Genomic DNA, 24,403 nt, shown 5'->3' with positions numbered 1-24,403 from the left:
CTTGCCTCTTTCTGTTTATTAAAGCAAAAAATTTGGAGGTAGATTATGAGCACTATCACTTTAGAAAAAGTAAAAACGATCAAAACACTTAATAATATTGCAGAAAGTGGACTAAAGGTGTTCAATAAGGGCAATTTTCAAATTGACAACGGCAGTGAAAATCCAGATGCCATCCTTGTTCGCAGCTTTAATATGCACTCAGTAGAAATCGGCAATACTTTAAAAGCAATCGCAAGAGCTGGAGCAGGTGTAAATAATATTCCGGTCGAAAGATGTACAGATCAAGGGATCGTTGTATTTAATACTCCTGGTGCAAATGCCAACGCAGTAAAAGAAATGGTATTAACCTCCCTAATATCTACATCCCGCAACCTTTTTGCCGGTGTTGCTTGGGCAAAAGCGTTGGATGGTGAGGGTGACCAAATTCCAAAGCTAGTTGAAGCTGGAAAAAAACAGTTTGTCGGAAAAGAAATTAAAGGAAAAACATTAGGTGTCATTGGTTTAGGAGCAATTGGTGCGCTTGTAGCGAATGATGCGCTTGATTTAGATATGGATGTCATCGGGTTTGACCCGTTTATCTCTGTCGATACAGCTTGGAATTTATCCCGTAATGTACAGCGTGCCATAACAATTGAACAATTGTTCTCAGAATGTGATTATATTACTGTACACGTACCGTTAACCGAGGATACAAGAGAAATGTTTAACGAAGCAACCTTTAGCCTAATGAAGCCAGGCGTTCATATTTTAAACTTCTCACGTGGTGAGCTTGTGAATGAAACAGACATGGCAGCAGCTCTCGAAAGTGGGAAAGTGGGGACGTATATTACAGATTTCCCAAATGAAAATGTGCTGAAAATGAAAAATGCAATTCCGATTCCGCACTTAGGTGCCTCTTCACAAGAATCAGAGGAAAATTGTGCAATCATGGCAGCCCGTCAGGTGAAGGAATTTTTAGAAACAGGAAACATTAAAAACTCAGTGAATTTCCCAAATGCTTACCTTCCTTATACAGGAAAGCAACGAGTAGTGGCATTTCATCACAATGTTCCAAACATGGTCGGGCAGATTACAAACGCTATATCTAGTTACCATTTAAACATTGCGGACATGGTCAACAGAAGCCGCGGGGAATATGCATATACGATGATTGACATTGATAATAAAGTAAATGGTGATGTTATACCGACATTAGAGGAAAAAATCAAACAAATTTCTGGTATGGTAACTGCTCGTATAATTTAAATATTAAGAAATAAATAAGTTTCTATAAAGTTGGAGCCAGGTTTTAATACTGGCTCCATTTCTTTTGCCTATATCTTTTGACGAAGAACACCGCACCTACTAAACTGGCGGTTGGTTAATCGCTATCAGACTTCATGATATCTGCCTCAACACGGCTCATGAATTCTTCTACTGCGCTGTACCCCTGTTGCTTTAAGTACCAATTATTTGCTGCTGCCTCTATTAAGCCTGCTACGTCACGTCCAGGCTGGAGTTGGATTTCCATTGAGGGAATTTTAACACCCATATAGTCGGTATAATGATATTCCTGTTCCAGGTCATTATATAGGGCGTCCTTTTCCCACTTGGTCAAATGAATATCAAGGGAAATTCTTGTTTCATCCTGAAAAGCCTTACGACCGTATAAGCGGACCACATTTAGCAATCCAATACTACGGAGCGCCAGAAATTCCTTTGTTTTCCCATCATGGGTACCCAAAATGGTTTGCGTACTCAGTTTCTTTAGGACAACAATATCATCGGATACTAGCCGGTGTCCGCGGCGAATTAACGTGTGGGCCGTCTCACTTTTTCCTACCCCTGAATTTCCACGAAGTAAGATACCAATCCCTGATACATTCATACAAACTCCATGAACTGAAATCTCTGGTGCTAATTCCTTCACCAAAAATGCATCCAATTTTGGAATAAACTCTGAAGTTGTCTCAGGCTGTTTTGTTACTAATAAGGGGATACCCTGCTCTGTACAATGGTGAATTAAATAGGTAAGTCCTTCTTCGCCAGCCGTTACGATGAAACATGGCGGATGGTAGTGAACAATATTTCCAATCCGAATTTTACGTTCCTCTCTGCTTAACTTATGTAAGTAGGTAATTTCCTTTTTTCCTAAAATTTGAACTTGTTCTGTTGGAAAAAAGTCAAAATGCCCCACAAATTCCAGTCCCGGACGATGTACTCGTGGCTGTGTAATGATCTTCTGCAGGTGGTTCTCCCCAGCCAACACTTTCAGTGAAAACCTTTGAACCAAGCTTTCTATTGTTACTTTTTTCAACCTATACTCACGTCCTATTAACCTTTTTTTCTAAGATTATACTTGAGTTTACTGGAAACGTCATCCATTTAACAGGCAGGATAGCAAAACTCAGTAAATTCCCACAAGAAATGGAGCCAAGTCTCAACCTGGCTCCATTTCTTATTTCCCAATTAAGTTATTGTTTTAAAGTACGTTTTAGGAATTCCCTAGTACGCTCTTGCGTTGGATTATTGAAGATTTGCTCTGGACTTCCTTCTTCTGCAATAACTCCTTTGTCCATAAATACAGCTCGATCGGATACTTCTTTTGCGAATTCCATTTCATGCGTTACAATCAACATCGTAAGACCAGATTCTGCGAGTTCCTTCATGACTTTTAGAACCTCTCCTACCATCTCTGGATCAAGAGCAGACGTTGGTTCATCAAATAACATCACATCTGGTTCCATGGAAAGTGCCCTTGCAATCGCAACACGCTGCTTTTGGCCGCCGGATAGCTGCTTTGGCTTCGCGTTAATATATTTGTCCATACCAACAACCTTTAAGTACTTCATCGCTACCTTTTCCGCTTCTTCCCTGGAGCGTTTTAATACTTTTACTTGTCCTACAACACAGTTGTTAAGAACATTGTGGTTATTAAATAAGTTAAATTGTTGGAACACCATTCCTAAATGCTTGCGGTAATCGGCTACATCATGCTTATCATCTAAAATATTTTCTCCATGATAAATAATTTGTCCGCCGCTTGGTTTTTCTAACAAATTAATACAACGAAGAAGAGTTGACTTACCAGACCCTGAGGAACCGATAATGGAGACTACTTCTCCTTTATTCACCGAAAAATTAATGTCTTTCAATACTTCATGTGTTCCAAAGGATTTGTTTAAGTGTTGAATATCAATGATCTTTTCCATATTCTCTCCTCCTTCTCCTATTATTTTTGATTGTCATTTCCAATCATTGTATAGTTGTCTGAGCCATCTAATTTCTTTTCAAGATATAGCAATATTCTTGTTACAATAAAAGTCATCACAAAATAAATCATACATGCCACGAAAAATGATTCAAAGTATCTGAAATTATTACCTGATATCGATTTTGTAACAAAATATAATTCCGTGACGGAAATAACATTGAGAACGGACGTATCTTTAATATTAATAACAAACTGATTTCCTGTTGCTGGTAGAATATTGCGAATGACCTGTGGTAAAACCACGTTCCACATTGTTTGGATATGAGTCATACCGATCGCATGAGCTGCTTCGAACTGTCCCTTATCAATCGAAACAATCCCGCCACGAACAATTTCCGCCATATAAGCTCCCGTGTTAATCGATACAACAATAATCGCCGCTACAAACACATTCATATCGATACCAAATGCTAACGCAGAACCATAATAAATAACCATCGCTTGTACAATCATCGGTGTTCCACGGAAGAATTCAATATAGATAGAAAGGATTACATTAATTACTTTTAAAAATACTTTTTTCGCTCCACGTTCAGGTACCGGAATTGTGCGAATTACCCCCGCTATTAATCCAATTATTGCCCCTAAAACCGTCCCAACCAGAGCAATCAAAAGTGTTAATCCAGCACCACGAAGGAACATAGGCCAGTTTTCTGAAATTATTTTAACGACCCACTCAAGACTCATCTTTTATCCTCCTTTACTGTATAAAACCGACTGTAATAGGTACATACAGCCGGCTTCCTTAAAATTATTTTGCTGCTGGTTGATTCTTAATAGCTGTATCCATAATGCCTGTACGTTCCTCTTCTGAGATACCTGCTAAAATTTCATTGATTTTCTTGGTAAGGTCACTGCCTTTTTCAAGACCGACAGCAATTGCAGTATCATCTGCTGATGTTTTAAATCCTTCTTCAAATTCAACCATTACATAGTTATCATTTGCCGCTGATGCACTAACACCCTCCGGACGCTCTGAAACGTATCCGTCAATCATTCCTGATTCAAGCGCTACTCTCATTGCTGGGAAGTTATCCATCGCCGTTTTCTTATCTACTCCTTCAATTTGATCAATCACGGAATAGTGGAATGTATTTAATTGAGCTGTAACTTTTGCTCCTTTGAAATCCTGGATAGATGTAGCACCTTCATACTTGCTGCCTTTTTTCACGACCATCACTAAATTGGATGTATAGTAGTTATCCGAAAAATCAATTGTTTCTTTACGTTCTGCTGTTGGTGACATACCTGCAATAATTGCGTCAATTTTACCTGATGTTAAAGCTGGTACAAGGCCATCCCACTCTGTTTTGACGATCACTAATTCTTTACCTAAACCTTCAGCAACTTTTTTAGCAATTTCCACGTCATATCCGCCTGCATACTCTGCAGAGCCACCAATTTTAACCCCACCGTTGGAATCATCGTTTTGAGTCCAGTTAAAAGGAGCATATCCAGCTTCAAGTCCTACCGTAAAAGTATTATCCTCTGATGATCCGGAACCCGAACTTTTACTTGTCCCACATCCTGTTAATAAAAGAAGTGTTGAAATAAACAAAACTATAATAATCGTTAACTTGTTTTTCATGATGTCTCTCCTCCTGTTTTTTTAATAGTTTACTAAAAACAAAAAACGGCCTGAGATAAACTCAGGCCGCAATATGCACAGTTACCTAAAGTCCCCTCTTTTATCCCAAATGAGATAGCACAACCCAATAAACCGGTGAGTTTATTGAGACAGTCCTGCAGTTCTTAACTACAGACCCAGCATGTAATACAGAGAATATTACAAACTTCGGCGACATTTCCTTCTCCTTAGTATCATTGCTTCTCAAACTCCACTAAAGACTGTTAAATATCGCGCCTCTACCTCACTGAAAAAAAGTGAGGTCTTATTAAATTATATTAATATACTACATCATATTGTCGAAATACGTCAACTTGTATTTTACTGACAATTTGACTGAACAATATTGAAACATATGATATTTAAGTAAATCATAAGCTTCAACACCCTTTTAATTATCCAAAATTTACAATAATTACTTTTTTACAATAACAGATTCCCAATGCCCCACAATAAAACAAAACTAATTAGAATCGTTAAGTTTGAGACTGTCCCAATCAATTTCTTATCATAATTAAACTGAACTGCGTAAACTAAAGCTGAGAATGACATAGGCAAAATAAGGGCTAACAGGATTGTGTATCTAAACATATTGTCAAAAGGTAGAACAAAGAACGAAAAGAGTCCTACGCTTAAACCTACAGCATATCTTAAGGTCAAGTATTTTAGTATTTTATTGAAATAACTTTTATCCAAAGAAAAGTCCAGGTAGATTCCGAGCAATACAAGTGATAACGGCATATTAGCTTTTGAAATAACACCAGCCACATCAAGGATAACCGAGGGAAGCTGCAGTCCTATTATACTAATTGTACAAATGGATATATAGGTTAACAAGGGAATAGATCTAGACATTTTAAAAAAAACCTGCTTGAATTCAAATGAGTTTTTATCAGAGGAATAGAAACTTCCGATCAGATAAGTTAATCCAAAAACGATAAAGGCGTTTCCCATATCAAACATACCAAAGTATTTTATGCCTTCCTGACCCCAAATTCCTTCTACTAGCGGGTATGCGAATAGCCCAATATTGAAGCCTGGCACTATCATCATCATCATACCCTTTATTCTCCTGCTTTCCTTTTTAAAAACTAGAAAACCTAGAAAAGCCAAAAATATACCGTAAACAAAACCGTTAATCATTATAAAAATCAGCGAAAAATCAATCTTAATATTATTAAAGCTAATCATAATCAAGCAGGGAAGCGTTAAGTTGAATACAATTCTTGATATCGCATCACCATCACTCTCTTTAATAATATTTTTGCGTTTTAATAGATAACCTAGCGTAATAATGATAATGGAGAAGATGAATTGATCGTTAAAATTAGACAAAAGAACATTCCCCTAACCTTTATAGTAATAAATAAAAAGAGATCTAAGACTACAATATTATGAATTGTAGTTTTAGATCCTGCCTGCTTCACCAGATACATGTCTGTTATTTATTCATAAATTTACTTAGATTTTAATCTCTGATTTTGAAAATATCAACCTTTTATCTCTAGAGTAGATTTTATTACTATTTATAAGTTAGGGATACAGTTTTTTTAAATACTAATATGATGTAGCAATGGTCTATTTATGGTACGGTTCACCTCGGTTAATTCGATATGCACGATAAATTTGCTCTACTAGAATCAATTTCATCAATTGATGGGGGAAGGTCATTTTTGAAAAAGAGAGCTTTTCGTTAGCCCGTTTCAATACTTCTTCACTTAACCCTAATGACCCTCCGATAATAAAGGCAATTTTACTTTTTCCATACGTTGCAAGTTTGTCTAATGTATCAGCAAGCTCCTCCGAAGATTGCATTTTCCCATTGATTGCTAGGGCAATTACATATGTATCCTGGCTTATTTTTGCCAGAATTCTCTCTCCCTCTTTTTGCTTTACTTGGATCATTTCCGACTCACTTAATTCTTCAGGTGCCTTTTCATCGGCTACTTCAACGACTTCCACTTTCGCATACGCATTTAATCGTTTTAAATACTCGTCAATTCCCATTTTTAAATACTTCTCTTTTAATTTGCCAACCGTAACAATTGAGATATTCACAATCCACAACCCTCTTTTTTATGTTACAAACAGTTTACAAACAACTTATCCACAGAAGTTATCCACATGTCCACATTTGTTATCCACATCTTGTATGGAATCATTTGTTCGCCACAATATATACAGCTCTATTTTGGCAATATTCACATCCTGTTGATAAGTTATCCCCAGCTACTTTTGATAAAACCGGAAACGTTTCAAACTCATCCACAACGTTATCTAGTGCTAAATCTACATGCTCCTCACAGCAGTAAATCAATTTTTTCGCCTCCTCATCATATCACTATTTACCTTATTATTTACTTTCCAAACAGCTTCATTCAACCAATCACTATACCATAAAAAAACAGAAAGGTGAGGTAACACCTTTCTGTCTTCCTTTAAGTCCTGTCTTCAGTTAACGTAATTTTGGTCGTTTGCAGCTTTCCTTCTCGATAGTATTTAATCTCCATTTGGTCGCCAATTTTTGTTTCTTGGTATAAATGCTTTCTGAGATCAATTACGTCATGTATGGTTTTTCCATCCATCTCTACAATAACATCTAGCTCTCGTAATCCAGCCTGTGCTGCAGGTGAATTCGGTACAACCTGACGAAGAGCTACTCCATAGGTGATATCCTTTGGTAATTTTAAAGCTTCCTCTTGATAATAACCCGGGATTTCAGCAACTGATTTTAAATCTACTCCCATGTATGGTCGTCTGACCTCGCCATATTGTTCTAAGTCATTAATGATGGGTCTGGCATAGTTAATCGGAATTGATAGTCCAATCCCTTCAACAGCATTTTGAGCGATTTTCATCGAGTTAATGCCAATCAGTTGACCCCCAATATTAATTAAGGCACCACCACTGTTACCAGGATTAATGGCTGCATCTGTTTGCAGTACCTCTGCGTTCCAATCCATAATGCCGTCTTGATTGATATCTACCGGAATGGTTCGATTAATACCTGAAATAATCCCTTGCGTGACAGAACCAGAGAAGGTGGCACCTAATGGATTTCCAATCGCCATTACCGGTTCCCCCATCTTTAGGGCATCTGAATCACCAAATTCAGCAACTTTACTAATTTTGCCTGCGTCAATTTCAAGAACAGCTAAGTCTGTCCAAACATCTCCACCAAGAAGTTTAGCAGGAATCTTCGTGCCATCATTTAAGGTAACCTCTAACTGCGTAGCACCTTCAACCACATGCTGATTAGTTACGACATAAGCTTTATCTCCTGACTTCTTATAAATGACACCAGACCCTGTACCCGCTGGTCCTTGGTCGTCTCCAGATTCATCGCTCCAAAAATTTGTTGTCTGTATATTATTAATCCCAACTACTGCATCTGCAGCCTTATCAATTGCTTTTGTCGTATCACTATTTACATCGTATGACACCTGCTGTTGAATAAAATTGTTCTCATTATTATCATTTGTCCCCTCAGATTGGCTTTGGTTAGGCTGTACATTGTAGGGAAGGAAGCCTTGATTAGATAATGCCGGAATCGAAATGACAACTAGCATGGCTCCAAGTATCGCACCAACAATACTCGCAAGTAAAAAACTACCTCTGTTCCTATTCACTTTTTGGTTACGCTCTTGTGAATGATCATCATAGTAACCCATTTTCACCACGTCTCCCTTTCATAAGCAACTAATTAATATTTTGGCTTATAGTTACAATTATACTCTGTCCAAAACCATTTTATAAAAAAAAGAACAAAGATACCTAATAGGAAGTATCTTTGTTCTAAGATTTATACTGCTGTTAGTATAGTTGGCACTTTAGGGTCTGTGTCATAGAGATCAAATCCCTCACCGACAATTAGTCCCTGACTTTGAAGTGTTTGTGCAACTGACATTCTTGCTAAGTCCTTCATATTGTTGTCGAGACTTAAGTGTGCAAGGTAAACTCGTTTGGTACTGTCTCCGATGACCTCACTCATAGCAATCGCCGCATCCTCATTGGAAACATGTCCAAGGTCGCTTAAAATTCTTCGTTTAATATTCCAAGGATATCTTCCCATTCTTAACATTTGGACATCGTGATTGGACTCAAAAATATAGGCATCTGCATTGGAGATGATTCCCTTCATCCTGTCGCTCACATAGCCTGTATCAGTTATCAACACCAATTTCTTACCCGAATGATGGAAGACATAAAACATGGGCTCTGCCGCATCATGTGACACTCCAAAAGATTCAATGTCTGTTGCACCAAAGCTTTTTACACTTTCTGTACCGAATATCATCTTTTGTTCTGTAGGTATATCTCCAACCAACCGCTCCATCGCACGCCATGTATTTTCATTCGCATAAACTGGCAGCTTATATTTACGGGCTAACACGCCAATCCCTTTGATATGGTCGGTGTGTTCATGGGTTACAAATATTCCTGATAATTTACTTATATCACGATCTATATGTTGAAAAAATGCCTCCATTTGCTTACCGCTAAATCCGGCATCTACTAGAAAGGAATGCTCGTCTGATTCAACATAAAGCGAATTCCCCGTACTTCCGCTCGCTAAAATGCTATAACGTAATGACATATGATTTCACTCCATATCTAATTTCCATCGCTGTTAAATTCTATAATCTGTCCTTCTAATGCATTAACAAAAAGACTTTGATTATCATCCACCACAAACCGCCATGTGGGCGCTAATGCTTGCGAAGCAGAAAGCTGAATTAATGATGAATAGCCGAGTTCAACTTTTGTAATTTTGCTTTTTGGCTTCAGCATACCTTTTTGGTACAAGGTTTCTAGTGCCTTCAAAGGAGGGAGGATTTCCTCCTTTTCTGTCATTTTTTCTATATCCTCTAAATAGGTTTGTTCATAAGACGCAATTTGATTTTTGTCGTCAATATGAAACGTAATCATTCCACTCAAATTTTCATATAAAGTCATATTGCCATATTGTTGAAAGTAGGTGATGGTGTTCTTTTTATCATCTTTTTTCCAAAATTGATATTGGTCACCATACAATACATTATCCTTAATAAAAGAAGTAATATCAGCTGCCTCAAATTTTGCGTTTAAAGAAATTGGTTTATCCAATTTTACCTGCAGAGACGTACTAGGTTCCTTTAGAGCCGTTGTTTGCCCCTTTAGTTTTGTACTATCATCCTTCGTAAACAACTTGGGCTTTGCGCTTAGATACTGATCCTTAAATGGACCCTTTGGCAGTTCTTTATAGCTGATTTCATCTATCTTCAGCACTTCTTCAATTGAAGTTGGCGTAATATATTCATATTTATTAGCATCCCGGATTTTCATAAACTGAAATAAGAGGTAGACGTCTAAAATCAAAAACGTGATGATAAAAATTGTTTTAATTTTACTCCAATCCACGTAACAATCCCCCCAGGTCTTCTTTTGTGATTTGTCCCCATGTCTGGTTATATCGATAAAACCAAGCTGGCTCTAGGAGGATTAGTTTATTTTCACTTGTATCCTTTGACATCCGGTATCCTAACACGAGTTGTTCTAGTAATTCCGGTTTAAAATTTTTTCGGCTTTTGAGAAATTCCAATGCAGAAGAACCGGTTGGAAGGGTTACTTTTTCCATTTCTGTTGTTAATGGAAGCTCTAAGGATATATTGGGTCTTACATATTTCGTTATTTCATCTCTGCCCCATACTTCCTCAATTTCTGACATTCCACTTTCATTAAAGACGGGATACCCTTCGATACTATATAAACGGAACTTAACAGATTTCCTTTTTTCATCCTTTGCTACATAACGATAAGGGTCTGTCCAGCCTCCATGTCCATTAATAAAATCAATACTTCTCTTTAAAAGATCATAAGAGTTGTCCACATAATTGGACTCTCCTGTAGGGTTTACATAGAGCAGCATATTGGTTTCGTTATTAACCGTCATTTTACTTGATACGTCACTAAATTCTTCTACTCCAGAAACGGTGCCCCTTTGTACAAATTTGGGTTCACTAAACAATGCTTCTTTGAAAGCATCTGAGTTTAAGACAACAGGTAAATAGGTATATTCCATCATTTCCAGCTTTCCATCAGGGATATAGACCGTACGCTGATCAGTCGCTTCAAATGGAAAATAATGCTGATACTGCTCTGCATTTTTATAAAAGTTCTTGTTAAATTCGTTTAATAAACTGGGAGATATATGACTGATGTACACATGCTGATAATCAGAAGAAACAAAGTAAACCGTACCATTTCCCTTTTCAGAATTCTCAACATTCACAACGATCCGATTAAAATTGAATGCAGGAATTCTTTTCTCCTCGAACTTCAATACACTTCGATAAATTTCAATGGGGATATCGGCAGGAAATACAAGTTCTGCATTTCCATTTCCATGGACTAATTCTTTAATGTCCTCTACATTCTCCGAATAATCTTCCACGTCATAGATAGACCATTGCCTTAATTCACTCATCAGTTCATTAAGGCTTCCAGCATCTGTGGTACCAAAATGCTGACCATTACGATGGAAAAGAACAAGATCCGGACTAATAATCTGATGAAGTTCCCGTTTTTCTTTTAACGTTACCTCTTCAACAATATTTCCATTTTCCAACATGTCAAAATTAGGCTGGTACGTCCAAAGATTCCAAGTTAAAACAATACTAATCAGAATGAGAAAAGTTAAGATCACTGATTTACTATTTTCATATTTCATGACCATTCATCCTCTTCCGATTGCTCATATGGGAGCGAAAAGAAAATTTCGGTTCCCTTCCCCTCTTCACTTACAGCCCAAATCATGCCCCCATGAACATTAACCATCTCTTTTGCAATAGCCAAACCTAATCCTGTTCCGCCTAACTTTCGTGTCCTCGCTTTATCAACACGATAAAAACGGTCAAAGATTTTACTGATATTCTCCTTTGGAATGCCCATACCTTGATCCGAAACACTGACGATAATTTTTTCTTCCTCTTCTTTTATTGAGAAAGTAACTTGGCCGCCTTCAGGAGAATACTTAAGTGCATTCGATATAATATTGTAAAGAACTTGGGTCATTTTATCTTCATCTATTTCTACAAAGATAGCATGAGTCGGCAGCTCCCTTTTGAAGCTAACATTTTGTTCCTTTGCCATTTCGAAGCGATCAATTATTCGATGATAAAAATCAACAAAGTTGACCCATTCTTTGTTAAGTCGATAATCTGTGCTGTCTAATTTAGATAGTTGAAGGAGGTCATTGACCAACCGAATCATTCTTTCTGTTTCAGTCCTCGTTACCTCTAAAAAATTAGGGGCAATGTCTTCATCCTTCCATGCACCATCGGCAAGCGCCTCTAAGTAGCTTCTCATCGTCGTGAGCGGAGTTCTTAATTCATGCGACACATTTGCCACAAACTCTCTTCTTTCCGCATCAATTTTCTCCTGGTCCGTTATATCATGAAGGACTGCAATCAAACCGTTAACAAATCCAGTCTCTTTTTGAATCACTGAGAAGTTAGCACGGAGGATATAAGGTTCCTTTTTTGTACTATAATCAAGAATTAACGATTCTTTTTCTTCTAACAAATCTTCAAACGTATTTGTATCCGTTAACCCTAATAAAGAAACGATTGGCTGCGAGAGAACTGTTTCACGTGAAACATTCAACATCTCTGCCGCAGGGTCATTGATTAATATGACACGGCCTTTCCGGTCTGTCGCAATGACACCATCTGTCATATAAGATAAGACAGATGAGAGCTTTCTTCTTTCCCCTTCCGTCATGGCCTGTGCTTCCTGAAGCTTTTTCGTTAAATTATTAAAGGTAACCGCTAAGGTCCCAATTTCATCCTGACCGTATACCTTTACTTTTCGTGAAAAGTTCCCCTTCGCCATCGCCAATGCTTGCTTTCTCATATCTACAATCGGTCTGGTGATGGTCTGAGCTAAAAGGATTCCCAAGATAGCTGTAATCGCTAACGCAATTCCCGTCCCTGTCGCAAAAATACGATTGATGGTTTTCATTTGGGTAAACACATTTTCAATTTTCGCTTCTAGATAAATGGCCCCAATGACGGCATTTCCTGATTTTATCGGAGTTGACAGCACCCAAATTCGATGACCGCCGTTTCCAATTAAGATACTGCTCAAATCTTCTCCAAGATTGATTGACTGGGTAATCCGCAAGTTTGTGTCTCTCTGACCAACAACAACCTGGTTTGGATCGGAGGTTCCAATAATTTTTCGGGATTCCCCCTCAATCACCCTCACTTCAAAAATATCGGCCGATTCAAAATCACGAAGTATTTTCCTGATTTCATCTTCAAGGGTAGGGTCTTCATGAGTTCTTTTCTTTTCCATCTCTTCAACCACATTATAGGCCAGTAAATTGACACGTTCCTTTAAGGAATTTTGAAAATTTGTCCTTAATGTTTCTTCCAGCTGCCTAACAAAATAAACGCCAATTATCTGCATCGCCACTAAAATAAGCAGGACATAGATAATGACGAATTTGACGTGTATAGAGCGAAAAAAACTAACCTTATTCATGTAAGGCACTACTCCTGATCAGGGTTACGCAAATAGTAGCCCACTCCTCTGCGGGTAACAATCCACGTAGGGTGGCTTGGATTATCTTCAATCTTTTCACGTAGGCGGCGAACCGTTACGTCTACTGTCCGAACATCTCCATAATAATCATAACCCCATACCGTTTGTAACAGGTGTTCCCTAGTCATTACCTGTCCAATATGTTTTGCTAAATAGTAAAGCAGTTCAAATTCACGATGAGTTAATTCAATGGTCTCCCCGCGTTTTGAAACCACGTAGGCGTTTGGATGGATCGTAAGGGAACCAATCTCAATCTCATTTGTTTCCACTTCCTCATCCGTTTGAGCGACCACCACTTGATGACGGCGTAAATTTGCCTTTACTCGGGCAATTAACTCTCTCGTGCTAAAAGGCTTCGTAACATAATCATCCGCACCAAGCTCAAGTCCTAATACCTTATCTATTTCAGAATCTTTTGCAGTCAGCATAATAATCGGCATATCATATTTCTTGCGGACTTCACGGCAAACTTCCATTCCATCCTTTAACGGAAGCATAATATCTAAGAGAATTAAGTCTGGCTGTACTTCTTCTACCATTACAAGAGCTTCATTTCCATCATAGGCACTGTAAACATCGTAACCCTCTTTTTTTAAGTTAAACTGCAAAATATCCGCAATCGGTTTTTCATCATCCACTACGAGAATTTTCTTTTCCATACCCATTGCTCCTTTATTATTAAAAGTAATATATTGAATAACTAAATGGCATTCCTACTCTAGTTTACTTTACCATGGTTTCAGCAGTAATTCATCTATTAGTAGTATTTAACACCAAAAGAGCCTCTAGTACAGTAGAGACTCTTTTGTAGATGTATAATTATTGATGAACGTAATTTAAAGGATTTTGTAGGGCTCCATTTTTGTAAACTTCAAAATGCAAGTGAACTCCTGTTGAGTTACCAGTTGAACCCATTACACCAATAGCTGACCCTTGTGAAACCGTTTGTCCTACACTTACACCAATTGAATCTAGGTGAGCATATACAGTACGAAGACCATTTTCATGATCAATTACGATTTTGTTACCATAACCGTCGCCACCATTTCCCGCAGATACAACCTTGCCATTATCTGCAGCCTTTATCGTTCTATTGCTAGGTCTAGCAATATCAATTCCTTTGTGGGCCCTACCCCATCTCTGACCTTGCTGGCTGGAAATATAGCCTCCAACGGTTGGCCATGCAAGATTTCCAGTACCACGTGAAGGAATCACCTTTGTTCCCTTTACAACAATGTACGCAACAGGCTCCGTAAGTACAGCCTCGCTTGTGACCACATTGCTGACGGTTACTCCGTTTTGTGTTGAAATACGATAATTTACAGTGCGTTCTCCATCTTTACCTTCTTGCTGAACTTTTGTTTCGCCTTTTGGCATATTACCGTCTTCAACTACTTGATTTTCAAATGCAATCGCTTCTTTTCGATTTTCTTCTTTTTCAACGATAATTTCAAGGTATGGCTTTAAAGCCGTCACATTAACCTCTTGACCAATATTTACAACAGAATCTTCTGTAAGACCTGGATTTAAAGCAAGAAAGTCTGCTAATGCTAATCCATGATTATTGGCAATTGTTCCTAGAACATCACCTGATTGTGCCACATATTTTTTTTCTTCTAAGGTACCCTTTTGTAGAAATGTAACTGCTTCTTCTGCAGACATAATTTTGTCTGGCGTAACACTTTCTAAATCAAATGAAACATTTTTCGATACTCTTACGTCTAATATACGAGTTTCATTATCTTGCAAGGGAGGTAACTCAGCTGCAGGTGCAGATTTTCTTGCTTCTACTTCATCTAGTTGTTCCTGTGTTACAAACTGAAGCTTAAGTTGTTTAATAACATTTTCAGCAGTTTCTTGGTTTTCTACGAAAGCAACGGGCTGTCCATCAATGACAATGGAGGAAGCTTCAGCTTGAAGCTGAATCGAACTCTCAAGATTTTGAATGGTTTTTGTATCATTCGCTGTTGAGTGAAAAACTTGTTCTTTTATGTACTCAATATCTGAGCCGAACTCTAAGTTTAAATCCTTGGTGGATTCTTGAAACTGAGCCGCCTTTTCTTCGACAATTTTTTCAACAACTTCCTTATTAGAAACAGTGCCTATATATTGTTGATTATTGTATACATGGTAAACCGTTGTTAATTTAACTGATCCAGCAGCACTAGCAGACACACTGCTAAAGATTAATGCAGATGCTGCAAACGCTGTCATAACAGCAGTTTTCAAGGATTGTTTTTTCGCTAATTTACTTGATTTTTTTCCTTTATTAAAAGATAACATTGGAACCTCCTAAATTACGGAAACAACTCTCTTAATCTAGTACTTTATTACCACAAGTGAAATTTCCCTCTTTTTCTACTCTATAACTTTACCATAATTTTAAATTAAATAACGAATAGTCTTTATAATGTAACAAAATTGTATAATACCTGACATTTTACTACATTCATAGGAGTTGGACTCAGAGTGATTTCAATATGCTATTTCTCCTATATACGTAGGTAAAAGTTATTATACCAACGTTTCTAGTAGGCATTAGGATTTGACCACATTTTACAAAATGAGACAAGCTTCGATAATGATATGTAAATATTTGGTTTTTTCATTACGACGGCATTACATTTATGACAAATAAAAAAGAAGCTCACAATTTGTAAGCTTCCCCTTTATAATGGCTCAGGACGGAATCGAACCGCCGACACAAGGATTTTCAGTCCTTTGCTCTACCGACTGAGCTACTGAGCCATATGTATGGCGGTCTGGACGGGACTCGAACCCGCGACCTCCTGCGTGACAGGCAGGCATTCTAACCAACTGAACTACCAGACCATTTTTTAGTATTGATCGTCAGCAAGGAGACCGGACTTGCCAATCACTTGCCAACAATCAAATGCCAATGACCCCTACGGGATTCGAACCCGTGTTACCTCCGTGAAAGGGAGGTGTCTTAACCACTTGACCAAGGGGCCATATTGAAAATTATTTTGCTGTCGCAAAATGGAAAGTTATTTTCGCTATCGCGAGCGGAAGTTTATTTTGCTATCGCAAAAAAACTTGGTGAGCCATGAAGGACTCGAACCTTCGACCCTCTGATTAAAAGTCAGATGCTCTACCAACTGAGCTAATGGCTCTCACTAAGATGTTTGTCTCGTTCGTGACGACGCTTTTTATAATATCATGGCTTGTACATATAGTGCAATACTTTTTTAAAAAAAGTTTTTTAAAAGTTAAAGCCCCCAGAAATCGAGGGCTTTTTCATGCTTAAATTTGTCTCCAAGGACTGCGAACAACATTTGTTTGATTGCGGTCTGGTCCTACAGAGAATGTCGTTAATGGTATTCCAGTAAGCTGCGTTACCCGCTCAACATAATGGCGCGCATTAACAGGTAATTCATCTAACGATTTAACTCCTGTAATATCCTCAGTCCAGCCTGGAAGTTCTTCATAAACAGGCTCACATTCACTTAATACCTTTAAACTTGCAGGATATTCGGTAATTAATTCACCTTTATAGCTGTATGCTGTACAAATCTTCAATGTTTCAATTCCTGATAATACATCAATTGAATTCAATGACAGATCAGTTAAGCCGCTGACACGACGTGCATGACGAACAACGACACTGTCGAACCAGCCAATACGGCGTGGACGTCCTGTGGTTGTACCGTATTCACGGCCGACTTCACGGATTTGGCTGCCGATTTCATCATGTAATTCAGTTGGGAACGGTCCGTCACCTACACGGGAGGTATATGCCTTACAAACACCCACAACATGGGTAATTTTTGATGGACCTACACCAGAACCAATCGTAACGCCGCCTGCAACTGGATTTGAAGAAGTTACAAACGGGTACGTACCTTGGTCAATATCCAACATAACACCCTGAGCGCCTTCAAATAAAACTCGTTTACCATCATCTAAAGCGTCATTTAATACGACGGATGTATCACAAACATATTGTTTAATTTGCTGTCCATATTCAAAGTATTCGTCTAAAATTTCTTCTTTTGTGAACCCTGTAGTTTCATAAATACGTTCAAATAAACGATTTTTTTCAGCCAGGTTTCGTTCAAGCTTTTCTTCAAAAACGTCACGCTCAAGAAGGTCAGCGATTCTGATACCGACACGAGCTGCTTTATCCATATAAGCAGGTCCAATTCCTTTTTTCGTGGTTCCAATTTTATTGGCACCCTTGCTTTCTTCCTCAACAACATCAAGCTTTAAATGGTAAGGAAGGATTACATGTGCTCGGTTGCTAATACGAAGGTTATCCGTTGTAACTCCCTTTTCATGCAAGTAAGCAAGCTCTGCTACAAGCGCTTTTGGATCCACAACCATTCCATTTCCAATCACACAGACTTTTTCTTTATAAAAAATTCCTGATGGAATCAGGTGTAACTTATATGTTTCACCGTTGAACTTAATCGTATGGCCAGCGTTATTTCCACCTTGATAACGAGCAATTGCTTCTGCATTCTCCGAAAGAAAATCAGTAATTTTACCCTTTCCTTCGTCTCCCCATTGTGTACCAACTACCACTACTGATGTCATAAAGGCACCTCCAAATTATATACGCATTTCTTTTTTCCACAGACAAGTTTACCAATTTTCATGGGTAAAAGTCAATTAAACACGAACGATTTATATAAAGTTATTAAAATATGTTCGTAAAATATTAATTTATGAATCTAGCTTGTATTGGTTTTGATTTTTCCATAAAATAGGTATTAGAGTTTTACTAAAATAATAATGAGGAAGTGTTATATGTTATTTAGACCGCGGCCAGAAATGCTAGAATTAATCTTATTACATTACCTACATGCCCGAAAAAAATTTACTAATGAAGAGGAATTTAACTACACAAACCTTATAAAAGGCTACGAAGGAGAGCTCAAAAGTGATATTTGGCTCAGGGGATTAACAGACGAGTGGCTTATTCTTAATCATTTATTACTCGAATATAATGGTTCAACTTTCCAAATTGATACCTTAATTATTGCCTATGAGAAAATTTATCTCTTAGATATTAAAACCTTTGAAGGAGATCATTCCATAAAAGATGATAAATGGTATACACCTTCTGGAAAGCCTGAAAAGAACCCTTTGCACCAATTAGAAAGATGTGAAACCTTACTTCAAAGACTCCAGCAAGATTTAGGCTTCAATATTCCAATCGAATCCTACCTAATTTTCATCAACCCTGAATTCCACTTATACACAAGCTCGAACCATCCTGCGATTATTTTCCCTGCACAACTTAACCGCTTTTTGAAAAAGTTAAATACCAGACCAGTAAAACTTAATAAAAAACATTATCAAATAGCCGAAAAGCTAAACGCTCTGCATATTGAGGAATCTCCCTATAAACGGTTGCCGCCCTATAACTATGAGCAATTAAAGAAAGGTATTATTTGTCCCAACGATAAGACATTTTTTACTGATGTGACATTGATATGTAGTAAGTGTGGGCGCGTAGAGGAGGTAGAAGCGGCTGTTTTGAGGAGTGTTAAGGAATTTTCGTTACTATTCCCGGATAGAAAGTTAACAACAAATAATATTTACGACTGGTGCGGTGGAGTCAAATCGAAGAAAGTGATAAGAAGGGTCCTATCAAAATACTTTAAACTTGTAGGACATAGAACATCTGCCCATTATGTTTGAATTTCTATTATGCAGAAACCTGGGACTTCTTTGATTCCCACCAAGCCCGCTTATTCCTTTTGAGGGGAACCAAAAACTTCTTTTGTTTCCCTCAAACCCGTCTTTTCCCTACTGAAGGGAACCAAAAACTTCTTTTGTTTCCCTCGAACCCGTCTTTTCCCTACTGAAGGGAACCAAAGACTCCTTTTGATTCCCTCCAGCCATCCTTTTTTCTTTTGAAGGGAAACAAAAAAACTTAATTACCTTTTTTTTAAAAAATCCTTAACAAAAAAACCCAGCCAAAAGTTTGGCTGAGTCCTCTACGCACTTGGATCGTACCGTGTCTCCAAGTTTACGAATTTATTGTATTCTTTTACAAACGCTAGTGAGACAGTGCCAGTTGGACCGTTACGCTGTTTGGCGATGATGATTTCGATGATGTTTTTATTCTCGGATTCTTTATCATAGTAATCATCACGGTATAAGAAGGCAACGATATCGGCATCCTGCTCGATCGAACCGGATTCACGAATATCGGACATCATCGGACGTTTGTCCTGACGCTGCTCGACACCACGGGAAAGCTGAGACAAGGCAATAACGGGAACCTTCAGCTCACGGGCTAATTGCTTGAGGGAACGGGAGATTTCCGATACTTCCTGCTGACGATTTTCGCCAGCACGGCCGCTACCTAAAATAAGCTGTAAGTAGTCTATTAAAATCATTCCTAAACCGTGCTCTTGTTTTAAACGGCGGCACTTGGAACGAATATCACTTATTCTTACCCCTGGAGTATCATCAATAAAGATACCTGTGTTTGAAAGACTCCCCATCGCCATCGTCAGTTTGCCCCAGTCATCATCGGTTAGTGTACCAGTACGAAGCCTTTGTGCATCGATATTCCCTTCGGCACAGAGGAGACGCATGACAAGCTGCTCTGCTCCCATCTCAAGACTAAAGATCGCGATATTCTCACCTGTTTTTTGCGCAACATTTTGTGCGATATTTAAGGCAAACGCGGTTTTACCTACGGAAGGACGGGCGCCAACAATGATTAAGTCATTGCGCTGAAATCCTGCGGTCATTCGGTCAAGCTCAATAAATCCTGTCTCAAGACCGGTAATTTCCCCAGCACTTTGGTGCATTTGCTCAATATTGTCATACGTACGAACAAGGACATCTTTAATATTGTGGAACGCTCCAGCATTTTTCCGCTGTGCGACAGCAAGGATATTTTTTTCAGCCTCGCTTAAAAGTGCTTCTACTTCGTCTTCACGAGCATAACCATCTGAAGCAATTTCAGTAGCAGTTCGGATTAAACGTCGTAACAAAGACTTTTCTTCTACGATTCTAGCATAATATTCAATATTAGCTGCTGTTGGCACAGAGCTCGCCAATTCACTTAAATAACTCACTCCGCCTGTATCTTCAATTAGCTTCGCTGCCGCTAATTCCTCGGTTACCGTGACAAGGTCAACTACCTTACCTTCGTCGTTCAGCTTCAGCATGGCATTAAATATCTTTTGGTGAGAGGCGCGATAGAAATCCTCTGGTATCAAGATTTCCGAAGCCACAGTTAAAGCAGAGGGCTCTAAGAAAATCGCACCTAAGACAGCTTGTTCGGCTTCAATATTTTGCGGTGGCAGACGGTCTGCATATACATCATTATTCATCTATCAAAAAACCTCCTATTGTGAAGAGGATAAATTATATATAGTAATAGTTTTAAACCGAAATATGTCAATAATAAAGAAAAGTGACCAGTCTCGACCGATCACATCATTTTTTGAAAAAGTTAGTTCGCTTTTCTTTGATTAACTTTTATTATTTTAACATGTTTAGCTAAAATTTGAACTGGAAATTACTTTACCTCTTTAACATGAACTGTTAACGTAGCTAGAACTTCATGATGAAGTTTAACTGGAACCTTGGTATGGCCTAAGGTACGAATTGCGTCTGCTAATTCCATTTTACGTTTATCGATTTTAATTCCGTGTTTCTTTTGAAGTTCTTCCGCAATTTGTTTTGTTGTGATCGAACCGAAAAGGCGGCCGCCTTCACCTGCTTTAGCAGATAGCTCAACAGTAATTTTTTCTAACTGTACTCCTAGCTGTTTAGCTTCCTCAAGTTCTTCTGCTGCACGTTTGTCTTCCTTTTTCTTTTGACCTTCTAACGTACTGATGTTTGTATTATTTGCTTCAATCGCAAGACCCTGCTTAATTAAGAAATTATGTGCATAGCCATCCGCCACATTTTTTACTTCACCTTTTTTTCCTTTTCCTTTAACATCTTTTAGAAAAATTACTTTCATTCCTTTTTCCCACCTTCAAAATAGTCTTCAATTGCTAGCTTTAATTGTCTTTCTGCTTCTGATACTGAGATACCTGTCAGCTGGGTAGCTGCATTTGTCAGGTGGCCGCCGCCATGAAGCTTTTCCATGATTACTTGAACATTGACATTGCCAAGTGATCTGGCACTAATTCCAATAAGCCCCTCATTACGTTTTGCAATGACAAACGAGGCAGCTACACCATCCATCGTTAGGAGTGTATCTGCGGCTTGGGCAAGAAGAACTTGATCATGAAGCTCATTTTCTTCCCCTTTCGCAATGGCAATTCCATCGCGGTAAAAGGCAACAGATTCAATTAACTTAGACCTCTTAATATAGGTATTAACGCTTTCTTTTAAAAATTTCTGCACGAGAATGGTATCTGCCCCTTGACCTCTTAGATAGGAGGCAGCATCAAAGGTCCTGGCACCTGTCCGTAAGGTAAAACTTTTTGTATCCACCACGATTCCCGCGAGTAGTGCAGTGGCCTCTATCATTTCTATTTTACCGCGTTTGGGCTGGTATTCAAGAAATTCGGTAACAAGCTCCGCTGTAGAAGATGCGTATGGCTCCATATAAACAAGAACTGGATTTTCGATAAATTCTTCCCCGCGGCGATGATGGTCGATAACAACGACGTTATCAATTCTATTAAGAAGTCGTTCTTCGATTACTAGCGCAGGTTTATGGGTATCCACGATTACCAATAATGTTTTTTCGGTGGAAATTTCCAATGCCTCTTCTGGGCCAATAAATCGAGAAAATAATTGCTCTTGATGGCGGATTTCTTCCATCAGCCTTTGAACAGCACCATCCATTTCTTGAAAGTTTAAAACTATGTAGGCATCTTTTTGATTCATCTGCGCTACCTTGTAAATACCAATGGAAGAGCCAATAGAATCCATATCGGGATTTTTATGTCCCATTATAATAACCTTATCACTTGCGGTAATTAAATCCTTTAATGCATGGGAAATGACGCGGGCACGTACTCTTGTCCGTTTTTCAACTGGATTTGTTTTGCCGCCAAAAAATTTCACTTTACCATTTGGATGTTTGATCGCAACCTGATCGCCGCCTCGTCCCAGGGCTAAATCCAAACTTGACTGTGCTAATACGCCCAACTCAGGCAGAGAAGGAGTCCCAGCACCTACACCGATACTTAATGTAAAGGAGATATTCTGCTTAGATGTCATTTCTCTTACTTCATCAAGGACTGTGAATTTTCCTTTTTCCAGCAGCTGGAGAATCGCTTCATTAAAAACAGCGATAAAACGCTCAGAAGAAATTCTTTTAAGAAAAATTCCATTATCCTGAGCCCATTTATTTAAGGTCGAAGTAACCAAATTGTTAATGCTTCCACGCATTTGGTCATCCATTCCTTGTGTTAATTCATCGTAATTATCTAAAAAGATAATGGCGATAACAGTGCGTTCATCATGGTACATTTTTTCAATTTCTTTTTGTTCTGTGACATCAAAGAAATAAAGGAGCTTTTCCTCGCTTTTAAGAATGACGCGGAATTTCCGCTCATGAAGTGTAATAATTTCAGTGCCAACCTCTTGCTTTATTAATGGTATCAACGTATCTGCAATTTCGTAGAGAGACTTACCAATAAGGGTGTCTTCATCAAAATAAGAGGATAGAAACGGATTTGTCCACTCTATAAAGTAATCATCATTGATGAGCATAATTCCAATCGGCATTTCCATCAGTGCTTCTTCGCCGACCCTTTTCACGCGGTACGATAGGGTTGAGATATACTCTTCCATCTCTTTTCTTTGGCTGGATTCAATCACTATCATATAGTACAGCGGCGGAATGAGGAGAAACAAGCCCACTAAGCTAAGTATCCAATTATAGTAGCCCAGAACAATGAGCAGCACTACTGTAATGCCTATTAGCCCGTAAAAAGGGTATCGAATCGAGCGTTTTTCAATAAATGCAGGCAATTTTTTCAGCTCCTAAACAGTAGTCATCACTCTTTTTTATTAAAGCCTTTTCGTAAATCAAAGCCTAAATCAATTATACCTAATATCCCCACAATATAAAGGAAAATTGGAATGAGAAAAGAGACAATCGCTATTGTAATAGAAATGGCCTTCGAAAACCCCTTTTTATCGAAGTAATAAAAGATAAATGTATATCCTTGCAGGATTATCAGGAATTGAAGAATATAGGTCATATTGATGATGGCCATATACCAAAAGCTGCCCTCTTCAGGATTCATCAACATATTAATTAGCAAGGTAAGGAGAAAGTAATATAATAAACTTTTTGGAAGTGATATCTCTTTAAAGCTTTTCCATTTTTCAACCTTAACTCCGAATCTCTTTATGATGGGAAAGGATATAAGCTGCATAATGAATACAATAAAAAAAGACGAGAGAACAAATAAAGTGGGAATTAATGTTTTAATCAAGTTTAATCCATTATTAAATTGTTCCAACACCTTTTCAGAGTCTTGTGTATTCCCAAAATTCTTTAGTAAGTCCGCCGAAACGTTTAGTGATTCCCGCATTATTTCAATCATTTCAGTAATCATATCGACTTTAAAGAGAACGATACTCGCAACATAAATAATAATTAAATTGACTAAAAAGACAAGAGAACCTGTAATGAATAAAACACCCATGTTCTTTTGTTTCTGAATTAAGTAGCCGATTGCGACACCTGTTGTCCCATATGCAAGCGTTAATGGCAGCGACATAATCGTGCCTACAATAAACGATAGGAGAAGGGATGCCACAATAAAAACAACGATACTCTTTCCGTCATTCTTGGCTGCAAAGAGCATAAATGGCACTGCTAAAAATAAGTTTACAATCATCCCTAGAAACGGGACATAAATTGTTAGTAATAATAAAACAGCAAAGGCTGCTAAAAGGATTGCGCCTTCAGTTAATTTACGTACATTTTTCACTACTTCACCTCAATCATTTCAAAAGCCTATTTCTTAATT

Annotated in this window: 21 protein-coding genes, 4 tRNA genes and 1 riboswitch; of the genes, 2 read left to right on the top strand and 23 right to left on the bottom strand. The window is 38.2% G+C overall.

Features of this window, described 5'->3' with window-relative positions; genetic code table 11:
* Window positions 1-45 precede the first annotated feature (45 nt).
* On the top strand, window positions 46-1,245 hold the full coding sequence (locus ABC255_RS00735) for a phosphoglycerate dehydrogenase (RefSeq protein ID WP_412990908.1): 1,200 nt from the start codon (window positions 46-48) through the stop codon (window positions 1,243-1,245).
* 115 nt (window positions 1,246-1,360) lie between these two features.
* Here the strand turns inward: ABC255_RS00735 and hprK are convergent, their stop codons facing one another.
* From hprK to ABC255_RS00640, 19 genes are all read right to left on the bottom strand, one after another.
* Window positions 1,361-2,296, bottom strand: a complete 936-nt coding sequence (gene hprK, locus ABC255_RS00730) for an HPr(Ser) kinase/phosphatase (protein ID WP_412990907.1) — start codon at window positions 2,294-2,296, stop codon at window positions 1,361-1,363.
* 157 nt (window positions 2,297-2,453) lie between these two features.
* Window positions 2,454-3,191: an amino acid ABC transporter ATP-binding protein gene (locus tag ABC255_RS00725; protein WP_412990906.1), complete on the bottom strand. Its 738-nt coding sequence runs from the start codon at window positions 3,189-3,191 to the stop codon at window positions 2,454-2,456.
* Window positions 3,192-3,211: 20 nt separating this feature from the next.
* Window positions 3,212-3,940 (bottom strand): amino acid ABC transporter permease, encoded by a 729-nt coding sequence (locus ABC255_RS00720; protein ID WP_412990905.1) that lies wholly within the window; start codon window positions 3,938-3,940, stop codon window positions 3,212-3,214.
* A gap of 64 nt (window positions 3,941-4,004) precedes the next feature.
* The gene (locus tag ABC255_RS00715) at window positions 4,005-4,841 is read right to left on the bottom strand and encodes a transporter substrate-binding domain-containing protein (RefSeq protein WP_412990904.1); all 837 of its coding nucleotides are present in this window, start codon (window positions 4,839-4,841) and stop codon (window positions 4,005-4,007) included.
* 107 nt (window positions 4,842-4,948) lie between these two features.
* Window positions 4,949-5,130: riboswitch (Lysine riboswitch) on the bottom strand.
* A gap of 173 nt (window positions 5,131-5,303) precedes the next feature.
* The gene (locus ABC255_RS00710) at window positions 5,304-6,215 is read right to left on the bottom strand and encodes an AEC family transporter (protein ID WP_412990903.1); all 912 of its coding nucleotides are present in this window, start codon (window positions 6,213-6,215) and stop codon (window positions 5,304-5,306) included.
* Window positions 6,216-6,458: 243 nt separating this feature from the next.
* Window positions 6,459-6,938: a 23S rRNA (pseudouridine(1915)-N(3))-methyltransferase RlmH gene (gene rlmH, locus ABC255_RS00705; protein ID WP_412990902.1), complete on the bottom strand. Its 480-nt coding sequence runs from the start codon at window positions 6,936-6,938 to the stop codon at window positions 6,459-6,461.
* 100 nt (window positions 6,939-7,038) lie between these two features.
* Entirely contained in the window at window positions 7,039-7,197 is a 159-nt protein-coding gene (locus tag ABC255_RS00700; RefSeq protein ID WP_335536618.1) for a CxxH/CxxC protein, read from the bottom strand.
* A 121-nt stretch (window positions 7,198-7,318) separates the two neighbouring features.
* On the bottom strand, window positions 7,319-8,551 hold the full coding sequence (locus ABC255_RS00695) for a S1C family serine protease (protein ID WP_412990901.1): 1,233 nt from the start codon (window positions 8,549-8,551) through the stop codon (window positions 7,319-7,321).
* 131 nt (window positions 8,552-8,682) lie between these two features.
* Window positions 8,683-9,477 (bottom strand): MBL fold metallo-hydrolase, encoded by a 795-nt coding sequence (locus ABC255_RS00690; protein WP_335536613.1) that lies wholly within the window; start codon window positions 9,475-9,477, stop codon window positions 8,683-8,685.
* Window positions 9,478-9,494: 17 nt separating this feature from the next.
* On the bottom strand, window positions 9,495-10,280 hold the full coding sequence (locus tag ABC255_RS00685) for a two-component system regulatory protein YycI (RefSeq protein ID WP_412990900.1): 786 nt from the start codon (window positions 10,278-10,280) through the stop codon (window positions 9,495-9,497).
* On the bottom strand, window positions 10,267-11,589 hold the full coding sequence (locus ABC255_RS00680; RefSeq protein ID WP_412990899.1) for a YycH family regulatory protein: 1,323 nt from the start codon (window positions 11,587-11,589) through the stop codon (window positions 10,267-10,269). The genes ABC255_RS00685 and ABC255_RS00680 overlap by 14 nt, the downstream gene beginning before the upstream one ends.
* Complete coding sequence (walK, locus tag ABC255_RS00675) at window positions 11,586-13,406, bottom strand: cell wall metabolism sensor histidine kinase WalK (RefSeq protein ID WP_412990898.1); 1,821 nt, start codon at window positions 13,404-13,406, stop codon at window positions 11,586-11,588. The genes ABC255_RS00680 and walK overlap by 4 nt, the downstream gene beginning before the upstream one ends.
* Before the next feature lie 8 nt (window positions 13,407-13,414).
* Window positions 13,415-14,125 carry a response regulator YycF gene (gene yycF, locus ABC255_RS00670; RefSeq protein ID WP_335528599.1) on the bottom strand — a complete coding sequence of 237 codons (711 nt, stop codon included), beginning with the start codon at window positions 14,123-14,125 and terminating at the stop codon, window positions 13,415-13,417.
* Between the two features lie 160 nt (window positions 14,126-14,285).
* Window positions 14,286-15,749 (bottom strand): peptidoglycan DD-metalloendopeptidase family protein, encoded by a 1,464-nt coding sequence (locus ABC255_RS00665; RefSeq protein WP_412990897.1) that lies wholly within the window; start codon window positions 15,747-15,749, stop codon window positions 14,286-14,288.
* A gap of 392 nt (window positions 15,750-16,141) precedes the next feature.
* Window positions 16,142-16,214: transfer RNA gene (locus ABC255_RS00660), tRNA-Phe, on the bottom strand.
* 7 nt (window positions 16,215-16,221) lie between these two features.
* Window positions 16,222-16,298: transfer RNA gene (locus ABC255_RS00655), tRNA-Asp, on the bottom strand.
* 68 nt (window positions 16,299-16,366) lie between these two features.
* Window positions 16,367-16,438: transfer RNA gene (locus tag ABC255_RS00650), tRNA-Glu, on the bottom strand.
* A gap of 86 nt (window positions 16,439-16,524) precedes the next feature.
* Window positions 16,525-16,600, bottom strand: a tRNA-Lys gene (locus ABC255_RS00645).
* A gap of 130 nt (window positions 16,601-16,730) precedes the next feature.
* A complete protein-coding gene (locus ABC255_RS00640; protein ID WP_335528594.1) occupies window positions 16,731-18,023 on the bottom strand; it encodes an adenylosuccinate synthase in 1,293 nt (430 codons plus the stop codon).
* A 213-nt stretch (window positions 18,024-18,236) separates the two neighbouring features.
* On the opposite strand from ABC255_RS00640, the gene ABC255_RS00635 reads away from it, so the two are divergent.
* Window positions 18,237-19,133 carry a nuclease-related domain-containing protein gene (locus tag ABC255_RS00635; RefSeq protein ID WP_412990896.1) on the top strand — a complete coding sequence of 299 codons (897 nt, stop codon included), beginning with the start codon at window positions 18,237-18,239 and terminating at the stop codon, window positions 19,131-19,133.
* Window positions 19,134-19,432: 299 nt separating this feature from the next.
* Here ABC255_RS00635 and dnaB read toward each other — a convergent pair whose 3' ends face one another.
* From dnaB to ABC255_RS00615, 4 genes are all read right to left on the bottom strand, one after another.
* Window positions 19,433-20,785, bottom strand: coding sequence for a replicative DNA helicase (dnaB, locus tag ABC255_RS00630; RefSeq protein ID WP_412990895.1), 1,353 nt, complete (start codon window positions 20,783-20,785; stop codon window positions 19,433-19,435).
* 188 nt (window positions 20,786-20,973) lie between these two features.
* Window positions 20,974-21,423 (bottom strand): 50S ribosomal protein L9, encoded by a 450-nt coding sequence (gene rplI / locus ABC255_RS00625; protein WP_335528586.1) that lies wholly within the window; start codon window positions 21,421-21,423, stop codon window positions 20,974-20,976.
* Window positions 21,420-23,393, bottom strand: coding sequence for a DHH family phosphoesterase (locus ABC255_RS00620; RefSeq protein WP_412990894.1), 1,974 nt, complete (start codon window positions 23,391-23,393; stop codon window positions 21,420-21,422). The genes rplI and ABC255_RS00620 overlap by 4 nt, the downstream gene beginning before the upstream one ends.
* A gap of 26 nt (window positions 23,394-23,419) precedes the next feature.
* Window positions 23,420-24,364, bottom strand: coding sequence for a YybS family protein (locus tag ABC255_RS00615; RefSeq protein ID WP_412990893.1), 945 nt, complete (start codon window positions 24,362-24,364; stop codon window positions 23,420-23,422).
* Window positions 24,365-24,403 lie beyond the last annotated feature (39 nt).

Source organism: Neobacillus canaveralius (assembly GCF_047237705.1).
Taxonomy (GTDB): Bacteria; Bacillota; Bacilli; order Bacillales; family Cytobacillaceae; genus Neobacillus; species Neobacillus niacini_K.
Note: the sequence above shows the minus strand (reverse complement) of the source record. Positions and strands in the feature narration are given on the sequence as shown.

Excerpts from the sequence above, each read along its gene's own strand:
- ABC255_RS00735 (WP_412990908.1), top strand. The coding sequence starts at position 46 with ATGAGCACTATCACTTTAGAAAAAGTAAAAACGATCAAAACACTTAAT.
- ABC255_RS00725 (WP_412990906.1), bottom strand. The coding sequence starts at position 3,191 with ATGGAAAAGATCATTGATATTCAACACTTAAACAAATCCTTTGGAACA.
- ABC255_RS00720 (WP_412990905.1), bottom strand. The coding sequence starts at position 3,940 with ATGAGTCTTGAGTGGGTCGTTAAAATAATTTCAGAAAACTGGCCTATG.
- ABC255_RS00715 (WP_412990904.1), bottom strand. The coding sequence starts at position 4,841 with ATGAAAAACAAGTTAACGATTATTATAGTTTTGTTTATTTCAACACTT.
- ABC255_RS00695 (WP_412990901.1), bottom strand. The coding sequence starts at position 8,551 with ATGGGTTACTATGATGATCATTCACAAGAGCGTAACCAAAAAGTGAAT.
- ABC255_RS00690 (WP_335536613.1), bottom strand. The coding sequence starts at position 9,477 with ATGTCATTACGTTATAGCATTTTAGCGAGCGGAAGTACGGGGAATTCG.
- ABC255_RS00680 (WP_412990899.1), bottom strand. The coding sequence starts at position 11,589 with ATGAAATATGAAAATAGTAAATCAGTGATCTTAACTTTTCTCATTCTG.
- walK (WP_412990898.1), bottom strand. The coding sequence starts at position 13,406 with ATGAATAAGGTTAGTTTTTTTCGCTCTATACACGTCAAATTCGTCATT.
- yycF (WP_335528599.1), bottom strand. The coding sequence starts at position 14,125 with ATGGAAAAGAAAATTCTCGTAGTGGATGATGAAAAACCGATTGCGGAT.
- ABC255_RS00665 (WP_412990897.1), bottom strand. The coding sequence starts at position 15,749 with ATGTTATCTTTTAATAAAGGAAAAAAATCAAGTAAATTAGCGAAAAAA.
- ABC255_RS00640 (WP_335528594.1), bottom strand. The coding sequence starts at position 18,023 with ATGACATCAGTAGTGGTAGTTGGTACACAATGGGGAGACGAAGGAAAG.
- ABC255_RS00635 (WP_412990896.1), top strand. The coding sequence starts at position 18,237 with ATGTTATTTAGACCGCGGCCAGAAATGCTAGAATTAATCTTATTACAT.
- dnaB (WP_412990895.1), bottom strand. The coding sequence starts at position 20,785 with ATGAATAATGATGTATATGCAGACCGTCTGCCACCGCAAAATATTGAA.
- rplI (WP_335528586.1), bottom strand. The coding sequence starts at position 21,423 with ATGAAAGTAATTTTTCTAAAAGATGTTAAAGGAAAAGGAAAAAAAGGT.